Annotated in this window: 24 protein-coding genes and 1 tRNA gene; 11 read left to right on the top strand and 14 right to left on the bottom strand. The window is 58.9% G+C overall.

Annotation, left to right across the window (positions count from 1 at the left end):
* Nucleotides 1-60: 60 nt before the first annotated feature.
* Nucleotides 61-987: a fimbrial protein gene (locus C4K38_RS17525; protein ID WP_053279471.1), complete on the bottom strand. Its 927-nt coding sequence runs from the start codon at nucleotides 985-987 to the stop codon at nucleotides 61-63.
* A 202-nt stretch (nucleotides 988-1,189) separates the two neighbouring features.
* Nucleotides 1,190-1,912 (bottom strand): fimbrial biogenesis chaperone, encoded by a 723-nt coding sequence (locus C4K38_RS17520; RefSeq protein ID WP_053279620.1) that lies wholly within the window; start codon nucleotides 1,910-1,912, stop codon nucleotides 1,190-1,192.
* 958 nt (nucleotides 1,913-2,870) lie between these two features.
* Here C4K38_RS17520 and C4K38_RS17515 point away from each other — a divergent pair.
* The 3 genes from C4K38_RS17515 to C4K38_RS32335 all read left to right on the top strand — a co-directional run bounded on the left by C4K38_RS17515 (nucleotide 2,871) and on the right by C4K38_RS32335 (nucleotide 3,753).
* A tRNA-Leu gene (locus C4K38_RS17515) sits at nucleotides 2,871-2,957 on the top strand.
* Nucleotides 2,958-3,173: 216 nt separating this feature from the next.
* Complete coding sequence (locus C4K38_RS17510) at nucleotides 3,174-3,410, top strand: YceK/YidQ family lipoprotein (RefSeq protein ID WP_053279470.1); 237 nt, start codon at nucleotides 3,174-3,176, stop codon at nucleotides 3,408-3,410.
* A gap of 193 nt (nucleotides 3,411-3,603) precedes the next feature.
* A complete protein-coding gene (locus C4K38_RS32335; RefSeq protein WP_007921689.1) occupies nucleotides 3,604-3,753 on the top strand; it encodes a hypothetical protein in 150 nt (49 codons plus the stop codon).
* A gap of 291 nt (nucleotides 3,754-4,044) precedes the next feature.
* Here C4K38_RS32335 and C4K38_RS17505 read toward each other — a convergent pair whose 3' ends face one another.
* Complete coding sequence (locus C4K38_RS17505) at nucleotides 4,045-4,437, bottom strand: hypothetical protein (protein WP_053279619.1); 393 nt, start codon at nucleotides 4,435-4,437, stop codon at nucleotides 4,045-4,047.
* A 346-nt stretch (nucleotides 4,438-4,783) separates the two neighbouring features.
* On the opposite strand from C4K38_RS17505, the gene C4K38_RS32580 reads away from it, so the two are divergent.
* Both C4K38_RS32580 and C4K38_RS17495 read left to right on the top strand, forming a co-directional pair.
* On the top strand, nucleotides 4,784-4,978 hold the full coding sequence (locus C4K38_RS32580; RefSeq protein WP_053279469.1) for a hypothetical protein: 195 nt from the start codon (nucleotides 4,784-4,786) through the stop codon (nucleotides 4,976-4,978).
* Nucleotides 4,979-5,047: 69 nt separating this feature from the next.
* Nucleotides 5,048-5,434 carry a YfeK family protein gene (locus tag C4K38_RS17495; RefSeq protein WP_053279468.1) on the top strand — a complete coding sequence of 129 codons (387 nt, stop codon included), beginning with the start codon at nucleotides 5,048-5,050 and terminating at the stop codon, nucleotides 5,432-5,434.
* A 103-nt stretch (nucleotides 5,435-5,537) separates the two neighbouring features.
* On the opposite strand, the gene C4K38_RS17490 is transcribed toward C4K38_RS17495, so the two are convergent.
* Both C4K38_RS17490 and C4K38_RS17485 read right to left on the bottom strand, forming a co-directional pair.
* Nucleotides 5,538-5,966: an N-acetyltransferase gene (locus C4K38_RS17490; RefSeq protein WP_053279467.1), complete on the bottom strand. Its 429-nt coding sequence runs from the start codon at nucleotides 5,964-5,966 to the stop codon at nucleotides 5,538-5,540.
* 170 nt (nucleotides 5,967-6,136) lie between these two features.
* Nucleotides 6,137-6,466: a hypothetical protein gene (locus C4K38_RS17485; protein WP_053279466.1), complete on the bottom strand. Its 330-nt coding sequence runs from the start codon at nucleotides 6,464-6,466 to the stop codon at nucleotides 6,137-6,139.
* Between the two features lie 344 nt (nucleotides 6,467-6,810).
* Here C4K38_RS17485 and C4K38_RS17480 point away from each other — a divergent pair, with 344 nt between their 5' ends.
* Nucleotides 6,811-7,218, top strand: a complete 408-nt coding sequence (locus C4K38_RS17480) for a hypothetical protein (protein WP_053279465.1) — start codon at nucleotides 6,811-6,813, stop codon at nucleotides 7,216-7,218.
* A 76-nt stretch (nucleotides 7,219-7,294) separates the two neighbouring features.
* Here the strand turns inward: C4K38_RS17480 and C4K38_RS32330 are convergent, their stop codons facing one another.
* Together C4K38_RS32330 and C4K38_RS17475 are read right to left on the bottom strand one after the other, a co-directional pair.
* Nucleotides 7,295-7,465 (bottom strand): hypothetical protein, encoded by a 171-nt coding sequence (locus C4K38_RS32330; protein WP_164487011.1) that lies wholly within the window; start codon nucleotides 7,463-7,465, stop codon nucleotides 7,295-7,297.
* A 241-nt stretch (nucleotides 7,466-7,706) separates the two neighbouring features.
* Entirely contained in the window at nucleotides 7,707-8,168 is a 462-nt protein-coding gene (locus tag C4K38_RS17475) for a hypothetical protein (RefSeq protein WP_081001521.1), read from the bottom strand.
* 115 nt (nucleotides 8,169-8,283) lie between these two features.
* Here C4K38_RS17475 and C4K38_RS17470 point away from each other — a divergent pair, with 115 nt between their 5' ends.
* Both C4K38_RS17470 and C4K38_RS17465 read left to right on the top strand, forming a co-directional pair.
* Nucleotides 8,284-8,727: an anti-virulence regulator CigR family protein gene (locus C4K38_RS17470; protein WP_053279463.1), complete on the top strand. Its 444-nt coding sequence runs from the start codon at nucleotides 8,284-8,286 to the stop codon at nucleotides 8,725-8,727.
* Nucleotides 8,728-9,155: 428 nt separating this feature from the next.
* Nucleotides 9,156-9,668 carry a fimbrial protein gene (locus C4K38_RS17465; RefSeq protein ID WP_053279462.1) on the top strand — a complete coding sequence of 171 codons (513 nt, stop codon included), beginning with the start codon at nucleotides 9,156-9,158 and terminating at the stop codon, nucleotides 9,666-9,668.
* Nucleotides 9,669-10,149: 481 nt separating this feature from the next.
* Here C4K38_RS17465 and osmE read toward each other — a convergent pair whose 3' ends face one another.
* Complete coding sequence (gene osmE, locus C4K38_RS17460) at nucleotides 10,150-10,509, bottom strand: osmotically-inducible lipoprotein OsmE (protein ID WP_053279461.1); 360 nt, start codon at nucleotides 10,507-10,509, stop codon at nucleotides 10,150-10,152.
* Between the two features lie 407 nt (nucleotides 10,510-10,916).
* Here osmE and C4K38_RS17455 point away from each other — a divergent pair, with 407 nt between their 5' ends.
* Entirely contained in the window at nucleotides 10,917-11,120 is a 204-nt protein-coding gene (locus C4K38_RS17455) for a DUF6021 family protein (protein WP_053279460.1), read from the top strand.
* A 114-nt stretch (nucleotides 11,121-11,234) separates the two neighbouring features.
* Nucleotides 11,235-11,435 (top strand): hypothetical protein, encoded by a 201-nt coding sequence (locus tag C4K38_RS17450; protein WP_053279459.1) that lies wholly within the window; start codon nucleotides 11,235-11,237, stop codon nucleotides 11,433-11,435.
* Between the two features lie 63 nt (nucleotides 11,436-11,498).
* Here C4K38_RS17450 and C4K38_RS17445 read toward each other — a convergent pair whose 3' ends face one another.
* Nucleotides 11,499-11,825 carry an isochorismate lyase gene (locus C4K38_RS17445; protein ID WP_053279458.1) on the bottom strand — a complete coding sequence of 109 codons (327 nt, stop codon included), beginning with the start codon at nucleotides 11,823-11,825 and terminating at the stop codon, nucleotides 11,499-11,501.
* Between the two features lie 198 nt (nucleotides 11,826-12,023).
* Here C4K38_RS17445 and C4K38_RS17440 point away from each other — a divergent pair, with 198 nt between their 5' ends.
* A complete protein-coding gene (locus C4K38_RS17440) occupies nucleotides 12,024-12,344 on the top strand; it encodes a YbjQ family protein (protein ID WP_009049358.1) in 321 nt (106 codons plus the stop codon).
* Between the two features lie 244 nt (nucleotides 12,345-12,588).
* On the opposite strand, the gene C4K38_RS17435 is transcribed toward C4K38_RS17440, so the two are convergent.
* The 5 genes from C4K38_RS17435 to modA form a co-directional block, all read right to left on the bottom strand.
* The gene (locus C4K38_RS17435) at nucleotides 12,589-12,798 is read right to left on the bottom strand and encodes a hypothetical protein (protein WP_053279457.1); all 210 of its coding nucleotides are present in this window, start codon (nucleotides 12,796-12,798) and stop codon (nucleotides 12,589-12,591) included.
* Between the two features lie 70 nt (nucleotides 12,799-12,868).
* Nucleotides 12,869-14,509, bottom strand: coding sequence for an ABC-F family ATP-binding cassette domain-containing protein (locus tag C4K38_RS17430; protein WP_053279456.1), 1,641 nt, complete (start codon nucleotides 14,507-14,509; stop codon nucleotides 12,869-12,871).
* Between the two features lie 254 nt (nucleotides 14,510-14,763).
* Nucleotides 14,764-15,852 (bottom strand): molybdenum ABC transporter ATP-binding protein, encoded by a 1,089-nt coding sequence (modC, locus tag C4K38_RS17425; RefSeq protein WP_053279455.1) that lies wholly within the window; start codon nucleotides 15,850-15,852, stop codon nucleotides 14,764-14,766.
* A 3-nt stretch (nucleotides 15,853-15,855) separates the two neighbouring features.
* On the bottom strand, nucleotides 15,856-16,536 hold the full coding sequence (gene modB / locus C4K38_RS17420) for a molybdate ABC transporter permease subunit (protein WP_053279454.1): 681 nt from the start codon (nucleotides 16,534-16,536) through the stop codon (nucleotides 15,856-15,858).
* The gene (gene modA / locus C4K38_RS17415; protein WP_053279453.1) at nucleotides 16,537-17,304 is read right to left on the bottom strand and encodes a molybdate ABC transporter substrate-binding protein; all 768 of its coding nucleotides are present in this window, start codon (nucleotides 17,302-17,304) and stop codon (nucleotides 16,537-16,539) included.
* Between the last annotated feature and the right edge of the window lie 133 nt (nucleotides 17,305-17,437).

Here is a 17,437-nt window from a genome sequence, read left to right as displayed (position 1 = left end):
GCCCGCTGAGCCTTTTTCTGAACTTCTACATCACCTTCAGGCCTCTTGCCTTGGGAAGGGTTACCGGTAATCCATAAACACGGTCATCGCCCCCTTTACCGTTCCCGGTTTGGCGACTGTGTCGGTTCTGATGTAGGACGCCTGCATCGGAATGACAAACGAGCCACCTTCCGCCTTTCTGTATCCATCGAGCGTTATCGAGGTAGCCATGGTTGCTGGAGTGCCCTGGGCGTTTTCGACCCGGATCTTTATGCCGCTCGCGGTCGAACCGCCAGCAAGCGGCAACACCCCTGGCGAGTTCACAATCACGCCGCCAATCGGGTCAAGGGTATAGCCAACCCGGTTATAGCCCTTGGGGCAGTTGTTGATCTGTATCTGGAAACTCTTGGTGCCGGCTGTCGAGCCGACGCGCTCCAGGCGCTGAATCAAGGTCTTGGGTAGCGTTACCGTCTGGCTCGGTACCGAGCAGGTGCCGTCGATAGGGGTGATAGTGCCCTTCAGGTAGATTCGAAAAGCGAAGCCCCCTACTGTTGAGATAGTGTAGTAGTACGGTGAGCCGTGGACGCCCGCAAGGGAGCCGCCTTTATTTTCTCGACCATCGCCGAGTAACTGTACTTCGATTGGCCGCGTGAACGTTTCCCCTGGATATGAACTTCCGTAGGCTCTTCCATTGATCAACAAACGAGTCGATATGCCCGAGACATTCGTGGTGAGTACTGTTGAGTTTGAGGAGGACCCGCCGCCATCTGGGTAGGCGAAAACTTGGGTGACTCTGCAGCTCGATCCACCGCATACCTCCTGCGGAGTCATGTAATGTCGAGCCACTACGGTGCCGTTGACTGTGTTTCTCGGGATCGAAATCTCCTGCCCGAATGCTGTTACATCCGCCTTCGCGGGCGGTGACACGGCGAGGGCTATGAATGCTATTACGCACAGTTGCGGCACGATGAATCTTGCGCTGAAAATTCTTTCTGCTGTGGTCTTCATTGCCTGTTTCTCCCTGATCGACCTTGAATGCAGTTCGTGGGTGAATCGCTCTCACACATCCTTGGCTCCATTCGTTCGGAAATGATTCTTTTGTTGGCTGCAGATCGTTGGCGAAGTGTGTACGTCACCAAGAAGTGATGTTCAGCCGATAACTAGATGTGGGGTTAAGCGACAAACAAAGCGTTCTGATCTTTAACCATGCTCAGCTGGAAATGTTGCTTGAGTGCTGTACAGCTAATCCATCGTCGTTGATGCTTTCGAACTCGATCTTTGTTGCTCCGCCTGGAGCCAAGGAAGAGGCCCCCTCGATCGCGAATGATTGGCTTGAGTAGGGGGGCAGCATTTCTGCGGGAATCGGATAGTTGTTCGAACCGTTCTTGAGGTTCACCGAGCTGAAAGATATGTGAAACGCTGAGTCATTCCTGACTTCCAGGCCCGGCTTACCATCCCTGGGCACCATGCGCCATTGCAACCTGGATGGGGCCTGGCCAACGTCGCCTGGCAAGTCGGCGGGCCGGTAGAACAATTTGATGCGCTGGCGCACGGCAATCTGCAGGATGTTTTCATCCTGCGACTTCTGGGGAACTTCCTGCACGCTCAACCAGAACACCGACTCCCTGTCCGTCGGTAGCCCCGTGCCTTGATACAGAACACGCAACTGCTGCCGAGCGTTTCCGTTCAGACGTTTCAGGGGAGGGGTAATAGCAAAGGGTACGTCCTGATCGGTGCTGGTGCTGAAGGGCTCGATCCAGGACTGGACCATGAAGGAGGTCGACTCATCGTTCAGCATTAAAACGGAAGCTTCCTTCTTCGGCGCAACCAGTACCACTCGGTTTACCCCCAATGAGATGTCGGCATGGGAGGGCACGGCAAACAACGACAGAAAACCAGCAAGCGCCGCACTCACGGCAAGGTACTTTTTCATGAAAATTCTCGAGAAAACTGAAAGAGACATCGATGCGCCTCTTCCTTGTGGAGTGTTCATAAGCCAGTGCGACGGGTTGTGGGACTTTCGCCGCATGTCCTGATAAGTGCCCGGGCATACTAGTGGCGTTGGATTTCCCCAGGTATCAGTCGATTCTTAAAACGCTTCCGGCCCCATCCAGGGGGCATAGGGATAGAAGTGCACAATCGGGGCGAGCTTGCCTTCAGCCGCACATCGTATTTAACGAACCTCTGAAGCTTGGTGCTTTCGACCGAATACAACCCTGGAGAAGCGATTTCGCCGGTTCGGTTCCAACCTCGACCTGCAAACTGAAAAGCCCGTAGATCAGCGATCTACCGGCTTTTTGTTGGTTGCAAGAAAGCATCCTCTAGCCGTTCAGGTTTCTTCAGAATTGTCTTCGAGACATGGGCGACCGCTCTGGATAGAGTTATCCCGCTTGCCCGGCCAGGTGTGTTTACGATGGAATGCTGAACGGCCAACAGCTGGTCAGGGTGGGCACCTATTTCGCTCCTTCGCAGTTTGGCCTATGGCCTGTCCCTTCGACTCCGCTGGCCCATGGGTTCAGTGATCCCACGATCCCTACGCCGGCTGGGCAAAATCTGTCTTCGCCTGTTCGTCCAGCTACAAGCCTTTTAAAATCAGATGGTTACGCTGTTTCTAGTGTGATAGCCTGTTGAAATATCTGGTTTTATCAGTGAAATGCAGATCCGTCTGCGCCGGTTCGATTCTGGCAGTTGCTCCCTCTGATAAAAATAGTTCTGTAGATCGATGATTTACGGAGCCTTTTTGTTTGTGGCCGCGTTCGATATCCAGTCTTGAATTTGACGCCAACGAACTTGCTTCAAGGGTAGGGGATGTATATATTTCACCCCCTTGCCGCAAGGCACTGAAACGGCTCAGGCAATTCAAGCCTTTCAGATTGCAACACCGCGCTACCGCCCGAATGGCGAAACTGGTAGACGCATGGGACTTAAAATCCCCCGCTCGTAAGGGCGTGCCGGTTCGATTCCGGCTTCGGGCACCATCTATCTCAAGGGTTTGCTGGCGAAAGCCGATGCAAACCCTTGTTCGTTTCCGGTCCGCAAATTTGAATCGCAGGTGGCGGTTCGCTTGCTTGGAGCGACTTTCTTGTCTTTCCGATTGCGGATGTATTTCTCTGCCGTTACGACAGGGGAAGAGTGACTAGCGAATTGCAGTGACGCCTGCGCAGTTCCGCAGATAGAAGTAATAAGGACATTAGGTGTTTCGGAAAGTGATTCTGTTGGTGTTGATCAACTGCTTGAGCGGCTGCGCCGCGGTAGCGATGCGCATGGACTACGACCACCCTTGCCCTTACAAGGGCGTGCGCCTGGACTGGTGGTTGGTAGGCACCTCCCATGGAAAACTGATTCCCTTTTTACTGATCGATGCACCGTTTTCCTTGGTGGTCGATACGGTGTTCTTCCCCTTCGAGTATCAGTACAGCTGCAACTTCTGACCTGTTTCGGCGTTCGTCCGTAGAGGGGGTTGTAAGCCCTGTGTCACTCGCCCATAGCCTTGGGTGATGCGCATTAGCCATTAGCACAACAGCCCTAATCGTCTGCTGCCGAGGCCAGGCTTATAGTGCGGATGACCATCCTCGTCAGGATGGCTCTCACAAGAAAGTGCCGACTCGAAAAGGGAGATTCACCATGTCATTCAAGAAAATCGTCTACGCCTCCGCAGTGGTCCTGGCCCTCACCGCCTCGAACGCCCATGCATTCGCCAGAGACTGTAACGACTCGCTGTGGAAGTTCAGCGGCATCGAAGCACTGACCTGCATCTTCTCGGGCCAATGGTAATTCGCCGTTTCCTGGGTTGAAGCTGTCCCAACGACAAGGCTGACTGTGAATTGCTGCGTAATCCGGTCAGCCTTGTCGCTTTTCCATTCGTGCGTATTCATCGCGCTGTTCTCAAATCCAGCCATTCGTCGATGTTTGCCGGCGTTGAGCGGCCTGATAGAGAAGGTTCTGCTGGCTGCTTGATGGGAGGGGGACAGTCGAAGGTCAATCGACTGGCTCCGCAATAAGCGATCTTTCGCTGCAACTTTGTCATCCGAACCAGACTAAAAGAAGCAAAGCGCTGAATCGACCTCACGGCTCGGTTTTATCGCGCCTGTTGGGCAGGGTTTTTCTGTTGAAGCGCGCCGAGATGTCTTGGTAGGTCTCGTTATCGGTTGCAGCCAGAAGTGTCTGACCGTTCTTCAAGGTGGCCAGAAATGTCACCTCGGTATTGTGGCCCGCCAGAAGATAGCCGGCGACGGCTCCCACCGGCCCAAGAAACATGGCGCCAACCACGCCAAGGCCTATGGCGCTCTTCATATTCTTGTTCGAGTCAGTATTTTCGACGGTTAGATCTTTAAACTCGGAGACGAAGAAACTTTTCCCCGTTCGAGGTTTATGGGGTGTTTTAAGCGTGATGGTTCCGCGCAGATACTCCGCGTCCCCCTGGGGGAAGTCACCGGCCAGCACTATGATCTTTGCCATCTGGAAAGGCCCCAAGGCGATCATTTTTAGTGGGCCATTGCGCGCCTTAAGGGGGAGGGCGTCAACGCTCCAACGACGACTGGCGGCACCATTGGTCTATGGCGGGGCGGAAATGGGCATGGACAGGCATGCGCGGCAAGGAAAGGCTGAGACGGCAAGGCTAAAGGCTGTGCTTGAACGGCTTGGCATTCGAGGTTTGGATCCGCCAGCTATCGACAAAAGCAAATATTGAATACCCATAGGCTCAAGTGCTGGCCGGGTGGGTTTGGATGAGCGCGGAACAGCGGATACACTTGCCGCCAGCCGCTAGTGGGCTGGGCGGATGAACCAAGGGAGAGCTTCAGTGATGATTATTCAAAACCCGGCACCCAAACTGTCTTATGCGGAACTTGCCAAGCTGGTTGAGCAGAAGAGGGCGGTAGAGCAGGTCAATCTGCTTGACGCCAAATTGAATCCAGCCTTCCTGACCAAACTTGAGGCCGCGATAGAAAGCGCGGATGTGCAGCAGAACGTTCAGCCGGTTTTCCCTATCGAAGTCTGACCGACCTGGCGCCGGGCGATGCTCGGCCAGATCCGACAACAGTGCTCAGTTTCAAGACAAGGACGAATGATGAGAATTTTTACCGGTGAGTGGGCTCGATGGCTGATGGCGGCTGGTATGGGCCTCTTGGCAATAGCGAGTAGCGCGCAGGCGCAAACGACGCCTCAGGCAGCCCAGGAGATAAAGGGCTTGCTGGACTTTGTCGAGCACAGCCAATGTCAGTTCGTGCGTAATGGCACCGAATACCCAGCCCCTCAGGCACGGCAGCACCTGGAGAAAAAGCTGAACTACCTCGAGGGCAAGAACATGGTGAGCAGCGCAGAGGACTTTATCGACCTCGCCGCCACTAAAAGCAGCATGAGTGGCAAGGCCTATGAGGTGCGCTGCCCTGCGGGCTCGCAACCGGCAAGCAGCTGGTTAAAGGCAGAGTTGCAGAGGCAGCGCCAGCCTCATTGATTCAGTCTTTGGCCAAGAAAGCCCAGCTCGTACGTTGGGCTTTTTGTTTTTTGGGGGGGCAATAAAAAGCCAGGGCTGGCTATACCGTGACGAGTTACATGGATCAGAGCGGGGCGCTGCTCATAAGGTATTCCTGCTGCCCTGTTTGCTCATCCGTCTGCTCGTGGGTCACGACAAAACCTTGTGCCAGGTAAAAGCCGCAACTGGCCGTATTGTCCTTGTATACCGCCAGGCTCAACACCGGGCGCTGTGCCCTGGCATGGGCGAGCAATTGCTTGCCAATCCCCTTGGCCTGGAATTCAGGTGCAACAAACAAAGCGGCAAGCTGGTCGTCGTGCAGCGAATAGAAACCCCGCACTCTGGATTGCCGCTCGATGACATAGGTCTCTGACGCCGGGAGGTACAGGTTGCGCATATTGTCGACTTGCGACTGCCAGAACGAGGCGTCGATAAAATCGTGGGCTTTCAGCGAAGCCTGCAGCCAGATGTCCAGCACGGCATCCATATCTTGCTGTTCAAATCTTCTGATCATTTCTTTTCCGCTTTTCCTGACAACGGGTTGCAGGCTAGAAGCAGACGCCGGCCAGTTCAAGAGCCAACGTATTGAGCGAAGCAGGAATGCGGCGGAGGAGGCGACCGACTGATCCAGGATCAGGCGGTCGCAGTCGGATATCAAGGCTCCACTGACTCAGTACGAATCAGTCAGGAGATGTGTGGGATTTTGTCGATATACGCGATTCGCTCATTGTTGTGGAAGATTTCAACCGCGGTGTAGAGCGCGGAGTTTGGCGGCAGCACCCGGGTGAATTTGACTTGCGTGCAGGTGATCATCTGAATCCATTGCCCTGGCCTTTGGTACAGGTGCAGATCCAGCAGAAGTATTGCCGGGTTGATACCCTGCGGGACTCGTACCGTCAGATAGGCCTTGACCCCAGGGTTGGCGACTTCAATGTCTCCTACTACATGAAGTTCGTCCGGTTTGGGTGGCATGGTGTCCAGCCAGGCATGCCAGTTCGTGCAGTTCGTGATCATTTTTCCGTTCCTTGAGAAATGAAACCCGAAGCTTGAGGTACTGCGGTTTCGCATGGCGCTTCGTGTGCCATCGAATCGAATGCCGGCTGCCCGATCCTCTCTATCCATATCCAAGCGCGGCGCTGAAGAGGTCGGATGAATACGACCGGAAGTCCATGGTTAAAGGTGTAGATGAGGAACGGGACAGGGCATCAGGGTCTGGACGAGCGGTACCCATTGGTTGTAACTGGACTGTCATTTTCCCCTGACTTTTGGCGCATATCGAACCTGATCTTTATTCGTTTGCGTGTCCTTATAGGCCGCTGAAGCACTGGCGTTTTGCCGCGCTCACAAGGAGGTTCCAAGTGATAGCAAAGCTGTTTGTGACGATCGGGATTATCTTCTACGCCGTGGTGGTGCCGGTGCTGGAGATCAATGAGACCCATGTTTTCAACCCGGCCTGGGAACCCCACGCACGGTTGCATGAGGTCTGGCAGCTGTTCACCAATACGGCGATCGGTGCATTCAGCCTGTGGCTGGTGTGGTTGAAGGGCAACCTTCGCTTGTCCAGCCTCCTGACGGTGTTCGTCACGGGCGGCTTCTTGGCGGCTTACGGGCTTCGGCAGTCTTACGGTGGGTCAATGGTGCTCACCGATGGCTCTGAGAAGTTGATCCTGGGCGTCAACCTCGGGCTGTTTGCCTACACCCTGGCAATCCTGCTGGCGGCTATCGCGGTTGTGATTGACCTGCGCAAACGGCCCGAGCGGCTCTGAGCCTGAGCTGAGGCTGATCGGCTGCGTAGAAAGCAGAAGCCCGGACATGGCCGGGCTTCGTTGGATGGGTGCCTGTTCAGCGCGAATAGGGCTTGCCTTCGCGCCCCGCATTTTCGACCGACAACCTGCGTCTGCGTCTTTGCATCCAGCTCCAGAGGGCATGTACAGGATGAATGAACATCGCCAGCACGCACAGCAGCAGGACAATGAAGATGGACATCAGACCGAGACCTTCATGGGAAAACATCGTGGGTTACTCCTGTAGTTCACGTTGTCGGTCCCTGCAGGGTAGGCATTCAGACGCTTCGCTTCATGAAGGTTAGTTAAAGATAGTTTCATCTGCGCCCGAGTCATGAGAGCAAAAGATAGCGGCGCCGGGCTGAGCAGATACTAAAAAGCCCGGCGCCGGGCCGGGCTTTTCATGAAGGGCTGTGCTGACTGGCTGGTGATTTTTAAAACCGACTCAGCTGGAGAGCAAAAAGCGGGGTCTATCGATCGTTTTTGCTCGAAGAGACGCCCGCGTTGCTCAAGCCTTTTGCATTGTGGTCCCCAGGCGTAGTGCTCGAGATTGCCGTCGCCTTCGACAGCCCGCGGGTATCTTTGGAATGAGCCACTCCAGAAGTGGTCGAGCCATGGCCGTTGCTGTCATTACGAATGCTGCCGTAATGGTTGCCATTTTCTCCGAGATTGCGAACCGACTTGCCAGCAGGGTCGCTTTTCAGGCCACCGTTATGGCCTTTGCTGCTAACCCCTCCGGAGTGGCCACCTGCCTGGCCACCATGACCACCACTATTGCCACCGCCATGACCCCCACCGTTACCACCGCCATTTCCGCCACCATGGCCACCACCGTCCTTTGCATAAGCGGACGTCATAGGGAGCAGAGGCGCCGCTGCCAGCATCAGTACGCAGGTCACGGCCGTCACGAGATTCTTTTTCTTTAAAAGCATGATTGCTTCCATAGATGAGGAGAGGTTTGCATGAACTAAGACGCAATCGGCTGTCTATAGTTCGGGTGTCATGACGAATGGCACCACGGCTGGATTCATGCAGAGGATTGCAGAGATGACTACTCGTTCGGTTGTAGCTGTTTTAGCAAGCGTTGCGTTTTTATTCGGCTCGACTGCCTTGTATGCGGACCCAGGGAATGGCAAGGGCAATCCCCATGGCAATCAGGGCGGGCACGGCAATAAAGACAACAAATCCCAGGACTACAAACAGGGCGGACGGTATGACGGACCTCAAGTGGATATCGGCGGTATTCGCGTAATCATCGGCGACAGTCGCGACTACTGGTCACCCGGTCCGGCCCTGCCACCGGGCATTCAGAAAAACCTGGCCCGAGGCAAACCCCTGCCGCCGGGTATCGCGAAAAAACTGGATGGCCGGATGCTGGGTCGGCTGCCGCACTATGACGGCTATGAATGGCAACAGGCCGGTACCGACTTGATCCTGGTGGCCATCGCGACAGGCATCATCTACGAAGTTCTGCACGACGCGCTCGACTGATTCAGTCCGGACCGACTCGCAAGCAAAGCCCGGTGCAAGACCGGGCTTTTGCCTGACACGCAGCTTCCCGTACTCCCGCCAATATTCCCTCCAGCATCCAGGCGCCGGTTCGATTCCGATGCCTTGCTGTTTTCGTTGGCTCAAATACCGGATAACCGCCTTGGCGGTGATTTGCCGAGCGTCCGGCAGCATTCCAGCGCGATCTGATAGTTGAGTGGAGTGTTTCGGAAGTGTCTTAGGGACGCCAATTGGGCGCCGTTCTAAGGTTTCAGCGTTCGCCGTGTGCGCTTTTTCGGCTGACACCGACTGTCGAGCCGACGGCGTTTCGCCCATTGGAAAAGCGCATGGCGACAGGCAGGAGGAGTGGCCTGGGTGGCGGCTCCGGACTGAACCGATCGCATGTTTGCATTCAATTAAAGGAATAAATAATGCCTACTCAAAATGTTGGTAAGTTCTTCGATTTTCGCGCCAGGGTCGCCGCTCCCGTGTGGACTATCGAGCCTGATAATGGCCGGGGTGTGAATGTTGCTGTTGGAGCTTCACGTCGGTGTTCCAGTGGTATGGCGCAGGTGGTCGAGCTGGGGGTGTTGAGCCTTGAAGCGCTACAGGCGGGTGGCAGTTTTCCGCAGCTTTTCAGCATCGAGCTGAACGAAGACAGGCTCAAGGACGCGAAAAAGGTCCAGGTCTACTTTGATGGCATCACCAGCGATGGTGTGATCTTGATGAATGACTATGAAGAGGCTGGCTCCGCACGCAATGTTGGCGTTCAACTGCTGGATAGCGAGGGGAAAGTTCTGCTGCTGGGGCACGAAGGCTGTGTCGAGTACCCGGCGGCACCGGGTTCCAGGTTGTCCTTCGCGGCAAGACTGGTCAGCACCAGCGGGCCTGTGGAAGCCGGTGAGTTTTCCTCGTTTGCCGAGTGCGTGATCCTTTATGCCTGACGGCAGGCAAGTGGTTCACGCAGGCGTTCAATAATGCGGAGAGAGGGGCAGCGGCCCTTTTTTACTGGCGTCAACAAGGTGACGAATCGGCCATATCCTGAAAAAACATGTGGTTATTTAAGGACTTAGGAGATATTTAGGGTAAAAATAACCTCAAAATATATTGTTACATGTTCTCAGGGACGTTAAGATAGCCCCGCGTTCACCTACCACGGTTTATGCATTTTTAGCCCCAAGTGTCCATCAGCTACTTGGGCTTTTTTTTGCCTGAAATTTGCCTTCGGCAATCCTTCTTGTCGCCCGACGCCACTTTGGGCTCCTTCCTAACGGGCTCCAGCAAGGCAAAAAAAAGCCCGCGGGGAGCGGGCCAATAGTTGAATGAGCAGGGTGAAATTTACCCGCCTGGCGCTCGGCTCACAGTGAAAGAAATTTCATCTGGCCGTACCCACCCGCAATCGCCGTCGACTCTGGCCAGCTCCGCTCAATAACCGCCACCCATATCCCCCGTGCCGCTGCCTGGAGCCCTGGCTTTTTGCTGGGCGTGGCTCCACTCGGCGCAGGTGAGGAAGCTGGTGTGATCGACTTTGCCGTTGCCGTCGAAGCTGACATTGAACGGCTGTTTATGGCCGGCCTGGGTCAACACATAGTCGAAGCAGGTCCCGAGTTCCACGGTGCGCGGGGTGACGGACAAGGGTTCGCCGCCGATCTGTCGGACTTGTTCCTGGGTCATGCCGGTCTCGACCTTCGCCACCAGCGGTTGATTGCGGTAGACGTGGGAGTCGCTGGTGCAACCGGCGACAGCTGACAGCAGGGTGAGCATGACGATAAGGATTTTGTTCATGGCAGGGCTCCCGATGGTAGGTGCCGTGAAGAGACGCCTGGGTGCATCAGTTGAAGTAAAGCCGAGCGACGAGGGCGACGAGCAGTATTCGCCAAGGATGGGACGAAGGGAGGGCGGATAGACAAAAAGCCCGCATGGGCGGGCTTTTTGCAGAGGGGGAGCTGATCCGTCAGCTGGGGCCAGTGTGCGCTTGCGCTGTGGCCCTAGCAACGACAGGGCGACGAAACGCAGGCCTCGCTGCGGGCTGATAACGCAGCTCATGATTCAGCTCTGGCAGACCTTCCAAAACGCCATAAGCGCGGTGGAAAAAGACCGCTTGATCGATTGCCATTCGTCAGCTGTTTTGCACCCCGCACCGGAATGGCCCTCTTATTGAAAGAACATTCCATCCTGGTCGGGAGGTATCCATGAATACGAACAGGCCCACAGGCCCGCGTTCATCCGAGCATGCCTCCGGCAAGGACGAACTGGGCTTCGACCCTGACTCTCCGGACCTGGCTGATCCGCAGGTGGACCCCATAGGTCCGGCGAGAGCGCCCAGGGATAACAAACCGGAGAAAGACCCCAAGTCCCGGGCGTATGACCCCCTGGGGAACCTCAAGCCCAAGTGAAACACGGGCAGGGCACTCCGGCCTTGTAGCGATGGATGGAACCCACGCCCGCGCGGACCGGGTGTAAGGTGTTCGCGACAACCTCGGACGATCTCTACCGAAAGGGAGGTGATTATGAGCGTTCCAATGCTGAACAAGATGCACATGAACGGCTATGACGTGGTCAGCGTCAACAGCGGCCCCTGGCGGGTCTGCACCAAGGGCGACCGTCTCGGCTCCTTTGGTACCCGGGAGGAGGCCCTGGCCTATGCGGCAGCCTTGCCGGCCTACCAGGCGAAGGCCAAGAAGGTTGCGCAAGGGGCCAACACCCGATAACCCCATCCACGACCCTGCCCGACAGCCAGGCTTGTTCCCTGGCTGTCGGGTTTTCTTTTGCCCTCAGGCCGGCGACTGGGCCTGGGCGGACTTCCAGCCCTTGAGCTCCTCTGCGATGAAGTGTTGCACCAGGTCGCTGTAGAGCTTTTCGATGGCGTCGGCGCTCAACCCCTCGGCCTGGGCCCATTCCCGGCGTTGCAGGAGCATGGCGCGAAAACGCTCGGGAGCCCGCACGGCGGTTTCCGAGGTCTTGAATTTCGATGCGGCCATGACGTAGCGGAAACGTTCGCCCAGCAGCTGGATGACAGCCTGGTCGAGGCGATCGATTTCGCGGCGGATGTCCTCCATGCCTGCGCATTGATCGGGGGCTCGCGACTGAATGACGTCCATGTGAATACTCCAATTGAGAAAGGATCTGCGGCCATCCGCTGGCGGATTTAATCACGGACAGGCTCGCCCTTGGCATTACCTTGCCGGCCGATGCGGCAACCTCGCGCGGCATGCTGCGCAGAGGGTCTGTTACCATCGCGTTTTTTTGCGACCACGCCCGGGTTCAGGACGCGGTCGCGCCGGTCAAAGGAGAATGCCGTGATTATCACTACCACCCACGCGATCGCGGGGCGAGAAATCGCCGAGTACCTGGATATCGTGAGCGCCGAGTCCGTGCAGGGGATCAACGTCGTACGTGATGTCTTCGCCGGGATGCGCGACTTTTTCGGTGGGCGTTCCCAGACCCTGGAGCGGGCGCTGAAAGAAGCCCGGGTGCAGGCGACCGACGAGATCAAGGAACGTGCCCGCGATATTCGCGCGGATGCGGTGATCGGCCTGGACTACGAGATCAGCATGCCCAGCGGCCGTGGCGGCATGGTGGTGGTTTTTGTCACCGGCACCGCTGTCAGGCTCAAGTAACCGACGTCTTGCCCGCGTCCTGCAGCCCCGCCCCTGTGCGGGGCTTTTTTATGCCCGGCATGACCTGCCAAGTCGTCGTCCGGCCCTTGGCGATCGCCCATAAAAAAGACCCACCGGGGGAGCGGTGGGCCAGTCGGGAGTCTTCAATAAGCGTGAGCCACTTTAGCGAAGCCTTGGCGGGTTCACAGTGAAAGAAATTTCATCATTGTCGGCGAGTGGCTGCACCACCCGATTGTCCAGGGTTTCAGGCGCGGCGGCTGGCGGCGTTGAGCCGGCGGCACTCGCGCACGGCGTCCTCTTCCAGGTCGTAGCCATCGCCGATGAAGCCGTCGGTGCGGGTGTCGGCGATGCGGTACCAGTGGGCGGCGATCGGCGCGCCGTGGGCGGTTTCCCCGGCGCGTCGACCCTGAATGATGATCTTGTTGCAGCGCTTTACGACAAAAATGTCTTCCATGGCGCTTCCCTGGTTGATAGCTGCTCAGAGCAACTATAGAAGCAACTCGGAAATTCGCGCAAAAGCCTGTTCATTGGTCGGCCTCGTCCAGTCTCCAGCCCGCTGCCGTCCATTGCAGCCGGTGGCTGGGCGCCATGGCGGCGAGGAACTCGCGGTCGTGGGACACCACCAGCATCGCGCCGGGGAAATCGCGCAGGGCGCTTTCGAAGGCTTCCACCGATTCCAGGTCCAGGTGGTTGGTCGGCTCGTCCAGGAGCAGCAGCTTGGCTGGCGTGTCGCGCCACAGGGCAATCGCCAGCGCGGCCTTGAGGCGTTCGCCGCCGCTGAGCCGGCCACAGGGCTGGGTCACGCGCTGGGCGTCCAGTTGCAGCCAGGCCAGGCGGCTGCGCAGCAGGCCTTCTTGCAGTGGTCGGTCAAGGGCTCCCAGGTGGTCGAGGATCGAACGCTCGGGATCGAGCAGCGACAGGCGCTGGTCAAGGCAGGCGCTGGCCAGCCGCACCTGGCACTGGCCGCTCAAGGGCTGGGCCTCGCCGGCCAGCATCTTCAGCAGCGTGGATTTTCCGCAGCCATTGGGCCCGCTGACCGCGATGCGCATGGGCCCGGTGACGGTCAGGTCGAGGTAGCTGGAGGCGGCCTCGGGCGGCAGCCAGGGCAATTGCGCTCGCGTCAGGCAGAACACCTGTTGCCCCTGGGGCACCGCGGTGCCAGGCAACGTCACCAGGGTCGGCGCCTCCGGCACCACCCGCGCATAGGCGTCGCGGACCTGTTGATCGAGGTTGTTCTTGTGGCCCTGCTGGCGGTTGCGCACCTGGCCCATGATGTCCCGCGCGGCGCCCTTTATCTTCATCCGTTCGAAGCTGGCGATGTTGGCGGTGTCGGCATAACGCCGGGCACCGGCGGCATGGCGCTGGATGGTGTCGTGCTCGCGTTGCAGGCGCTTCTGTTCGCGGCTGCGCTCGGTGCGGGCGTGTTCCAGGGCGGCCCGCGCCGCGCCGTGCTCGGCTTCACGCTGGGTGCGGAACGCCGCGTAGTTGCCGCCGTAGACTCGCGCGCCCTGAGGCGTGAGTTCGACGATGCGCTGCATCTGCGCCAGTAGCTGACGGTCATGGCTGATCAGCAGCAGTCCGCCGCGCCACTGTTGAAGCTGCGTCAGCAGCCACTGGCGACCGGGTTCGTCGAGGTGGTTGCTGGGCTCGTCGAGTATCAGCAGTTCGGCATCGCTGAGCAGGGCGCCGATCACCGCGATACGTGCCCGTTGCCCGCCGCTGAGGCTGGCGGCCGGATCGTCGAGGCCGACTGTGTCGAGACCGGCCTCGTCCAGTAGGCGGCGCAGGCGTTCGCCAAGGTCCCAGCGCTCGTCCACCTGCGCCAGGTCGGTTATCGAGGCCTGGCCCATGGCGAGGCGAGCGAGGGCGGCCAGGGCCTCAGCGATGCCGGCAATCTGGGCGACGCTCTGGCCCTCCTGCGCCAGATGTTCCTGGGCGACATAGGCCACGCGGGCAAAACGCGTGACGCTGCCCGAGGACGGTGAAAGCTCGCCGGCGATCAGGCGCGCGAGCAGGCTCTTGCCGGTGCCGTTACGTCCGACTATGCCGGTGGGCAAGGCATCGAATGTCAGGTCGAGTGAATCGAACAGGGTTTCGCCATGGGCGAACTGGAATGTCAGCTGGTTCAGGGAAACCAGCGCGGGCAGCCGTGTGACGCGAGTCATCAGCACCTCCGGAAAATGTCGAAAAGGCCAACAAGCGCTGCAAGGCGGCTTGTCGCGAATACATTTTTGGAAGGCTTAGTTGTTCACGTCGGCAATCGTCCGATGACGGGGAAGGGCGGCTAGCCTAACGCGCGGGTGGGCCGGATGACAACCCGCGGCGCGGCTATCGCGAGCAAGCTCGCTCCTACAGATCCAATGCTCGCCCTTGTAGGAGCGAGCTTGCTCGCGAGAAACGCTTGCGCCCGGCGCGCGGCTCAGGCGAGCACGGCCACCGCCTTGATCTGCGCCCAGAGTTGCTGGCCCGGATGCAGTTCCAGCTGGTCGCGGGAATAGCGGGTGATCCGCGCCAGCAGCGGGTTGCCGGCGACATCCAGGCGTACCAGGACATGGGCGGTGTTGTCGGCGGGGATTTCACCGCTGACCGTTACCGGCAGGCGGTTGAGGATGCTGCTGTGTTCGCCGGCCTGCAGGCTGAGGCTGACGTCCCGCGCCTGGACCTTGAAGCGCAGGTGTTTGCCGATGGCCATCGGGGCATGGGCGACCCGTACCCGCAACTGGCTGCCGGGCAGTTGCAGGGCGAGCAACTGGTAGCCGGCGTCGTAGTGGGTGACCTGGCCTTCGATCACCACCCCGGCGTCGTCGCCCAGGGCCAGGGGCAGATCGAGACGGGCCAGGGTTTCGCCGATCGGCCCGCTGGCCAGGGCGCGGCCGTTTTCCAGCAGCACGATATGGTCGGCCAGGCGCGCCACTTCATCCTGGGAATGGCTGACGTACAGCACCGGGATCTCCAGCTCGTCATGCAGGCGTTCGAGGTACGGCAGGATCTCGCTTTTGCGTTTGCTGTCGAGGGCCGCCAAGGGCTCGTCCATCAGCAGCAGCCGCGGGCTGGTGAGCAGCGCGCGGGCAATGCCGATGCGCTGGCGCTCGCCGCCGGACAGGTTGTGCGGATGGCGTTGCAGCAGGTGGCCGATGCCCAGCAGCTCGGTGGCCTGGGCCATGTCCACACGGCGTTGCGCGCGGGGGATGCGCTTGAGACCGAACTCCAGATTAGCCTGCACCGAGAGGTGGGCGAACAGGCTGGCTTCCTGAAACACATAACCCAGGGAGCGTTTGTGCGGTGGCATAAACAGCTGACGTTCGCTGTCCTGCCAGACCTCGTCGTTGATCCGCACCAGGCCCTGTTCGGCCTGCTCCAGGCCGGCGATGCAACGCAGGCAGGTGGTCTTGCCGGAACCGGAGTGCCCGTACAAGGCGGTGACGCCGCGGCCTGGCAGCTCCAGGTCGAGATCGAGGTCGAAGGCTTTGTAACTGCGCTTGAGGCGCACATGGATCGATGCACTCACGACTCAACTCCAGCCAGCGCGGGTTTTGCGGCTGGAGTACAGCGCCAGCAACACCAGGAACGAGAACACCAGCATGGCGGCGGCCAGCCAGTGGGCCTGGGCGTATTCCAGGGCTTCGACGTGGTCGTAGATCTGCACCGAGACCACTCGGGTCTTCTCGGGAATATTGCCGCCGATCATCAGCACCACGCCGAACTCGCCGACGGTGTGGGCGAACCCGAGGATGGCCGCGGTGATGAAGCCCGGCCTGGCCAGCGGCAGGATCACGCTGAAGAAGGTGGCCCAGGGATTGGCGCGCAAGGTCGCCGCCACTTCCAGTGGACGGGTGCCGATCGCGGTAAAGGCGTTCTGCAGCGGCTGCACCACAAAGGGCATGGAATAGATCACCGAGCCGATCACCAGGCCGCTGAAACTGAAGGTCAGGGTACCCAGGCCGAGGGCCTGGGTGAGCTGGCCGATGTAACCGTTGGGGCCGAGGGCGAGCAGCAGGTAGAAGCCGATCACCGTCGGCGGCAGGACCAGGGGCAGGGCGACGATGGCGCCGATCGGCCCCCGCAGCCACGAGCGAGTGCGCGACAGCCATAACGCAATCGGCGTACCGACGATCAGCAGGATCAGGGTCGTCAGCGACGCCAGTTGCAGGGTCAGCCAGATGGCGGAAAAGTCGGCACTCGATAGCGGCATTTAGAGTTGGTAACCGTAGGACTGGATGACGGCCGCGGCTTTCGGTCCCTTGAGGTAGTCAACCAGGGCCTTGGCCGCCGGGTTGTCCTTGCCCTTGTTGAGGATCACCGCGTCTTGTTTGATCGGGTCGTGCATCTCGGCCGGGACTATCCAGGCCGAGCCGCTGCTGACTTTGCCGTCTTTGTAGATCTGCGACAAGGCGACAAAGCCCAGTTCGGCGTTGCCGGTGGAGACGAACTGATAGGCCTGGGTGATGTTCTGGCCTTCGACGATCTTGCCCTTGACCTGGTCGGTCAGGCCCAGCTTGGCCAGGACCTGGGTGGCGGCCAGGCCGTAAGGCGCGGCTTTCGGGTTGGCGATGGACAGGTGCTGGTACTGGTTGTCCTTGAGCACCTGGCCCTTGCTGTCGACGTAGGCATCCTTGGCCGACCACAGCGCCAGGGTGCCGATGGCGTAGGTGAAGCGCGAGCCCTTGACGGTGGCGCCTTCGCTTTCGAGTTTTTCCGGAGTGCTGTCGTCGGCGGCGAGGAAGACTTCGAACGGCGCGCCGTTCTTGATCTGGGTATAGAACTGCCCGGTCGCGCCATAGGCGGCCACCAGCTTGTGCCCGGTGTCTTTCTCGAAATCGGCGGCGATGGCCTGGATCGGCGCGGTGAAGTTGGCGGCGACCGCCACCTGGACTTCATCGGCCTGGGCCGAGCCTAACGCGCAGGCGGCGAGCAAAGCGGCAAGGCAGGTTGGGGCAAAACCTGAGAGACGACGGTTCATGAACAGCTCCATTGGCGAAGGGACGTTGGGCAGTTGGGGGTATTGGAATGGACTGCGCCGGGGGTGGGTGAAACGCTATATACGGAAATATATAGCGAATCGCCAGCGAACGGAACTGTGGCAGGAACTGGAG

It is taken from the genome of Pseudomonas chlororaphis subsp. piscium (genome assembly GCF_003850345.1).
In the GTDB taxonomy this organism is placed as follows: Bacteria; Pseudomonadota; Gammaproteobacteria; order Pseudomonadales; family Pseudomonadaceae; genus Aquipseudomonas; species Aquipseudomonas piscium.
Note: the sequence above shows the minus strand (reverse complement) of the source record. Positions and strands in the feature narration are given on the sequence as shown.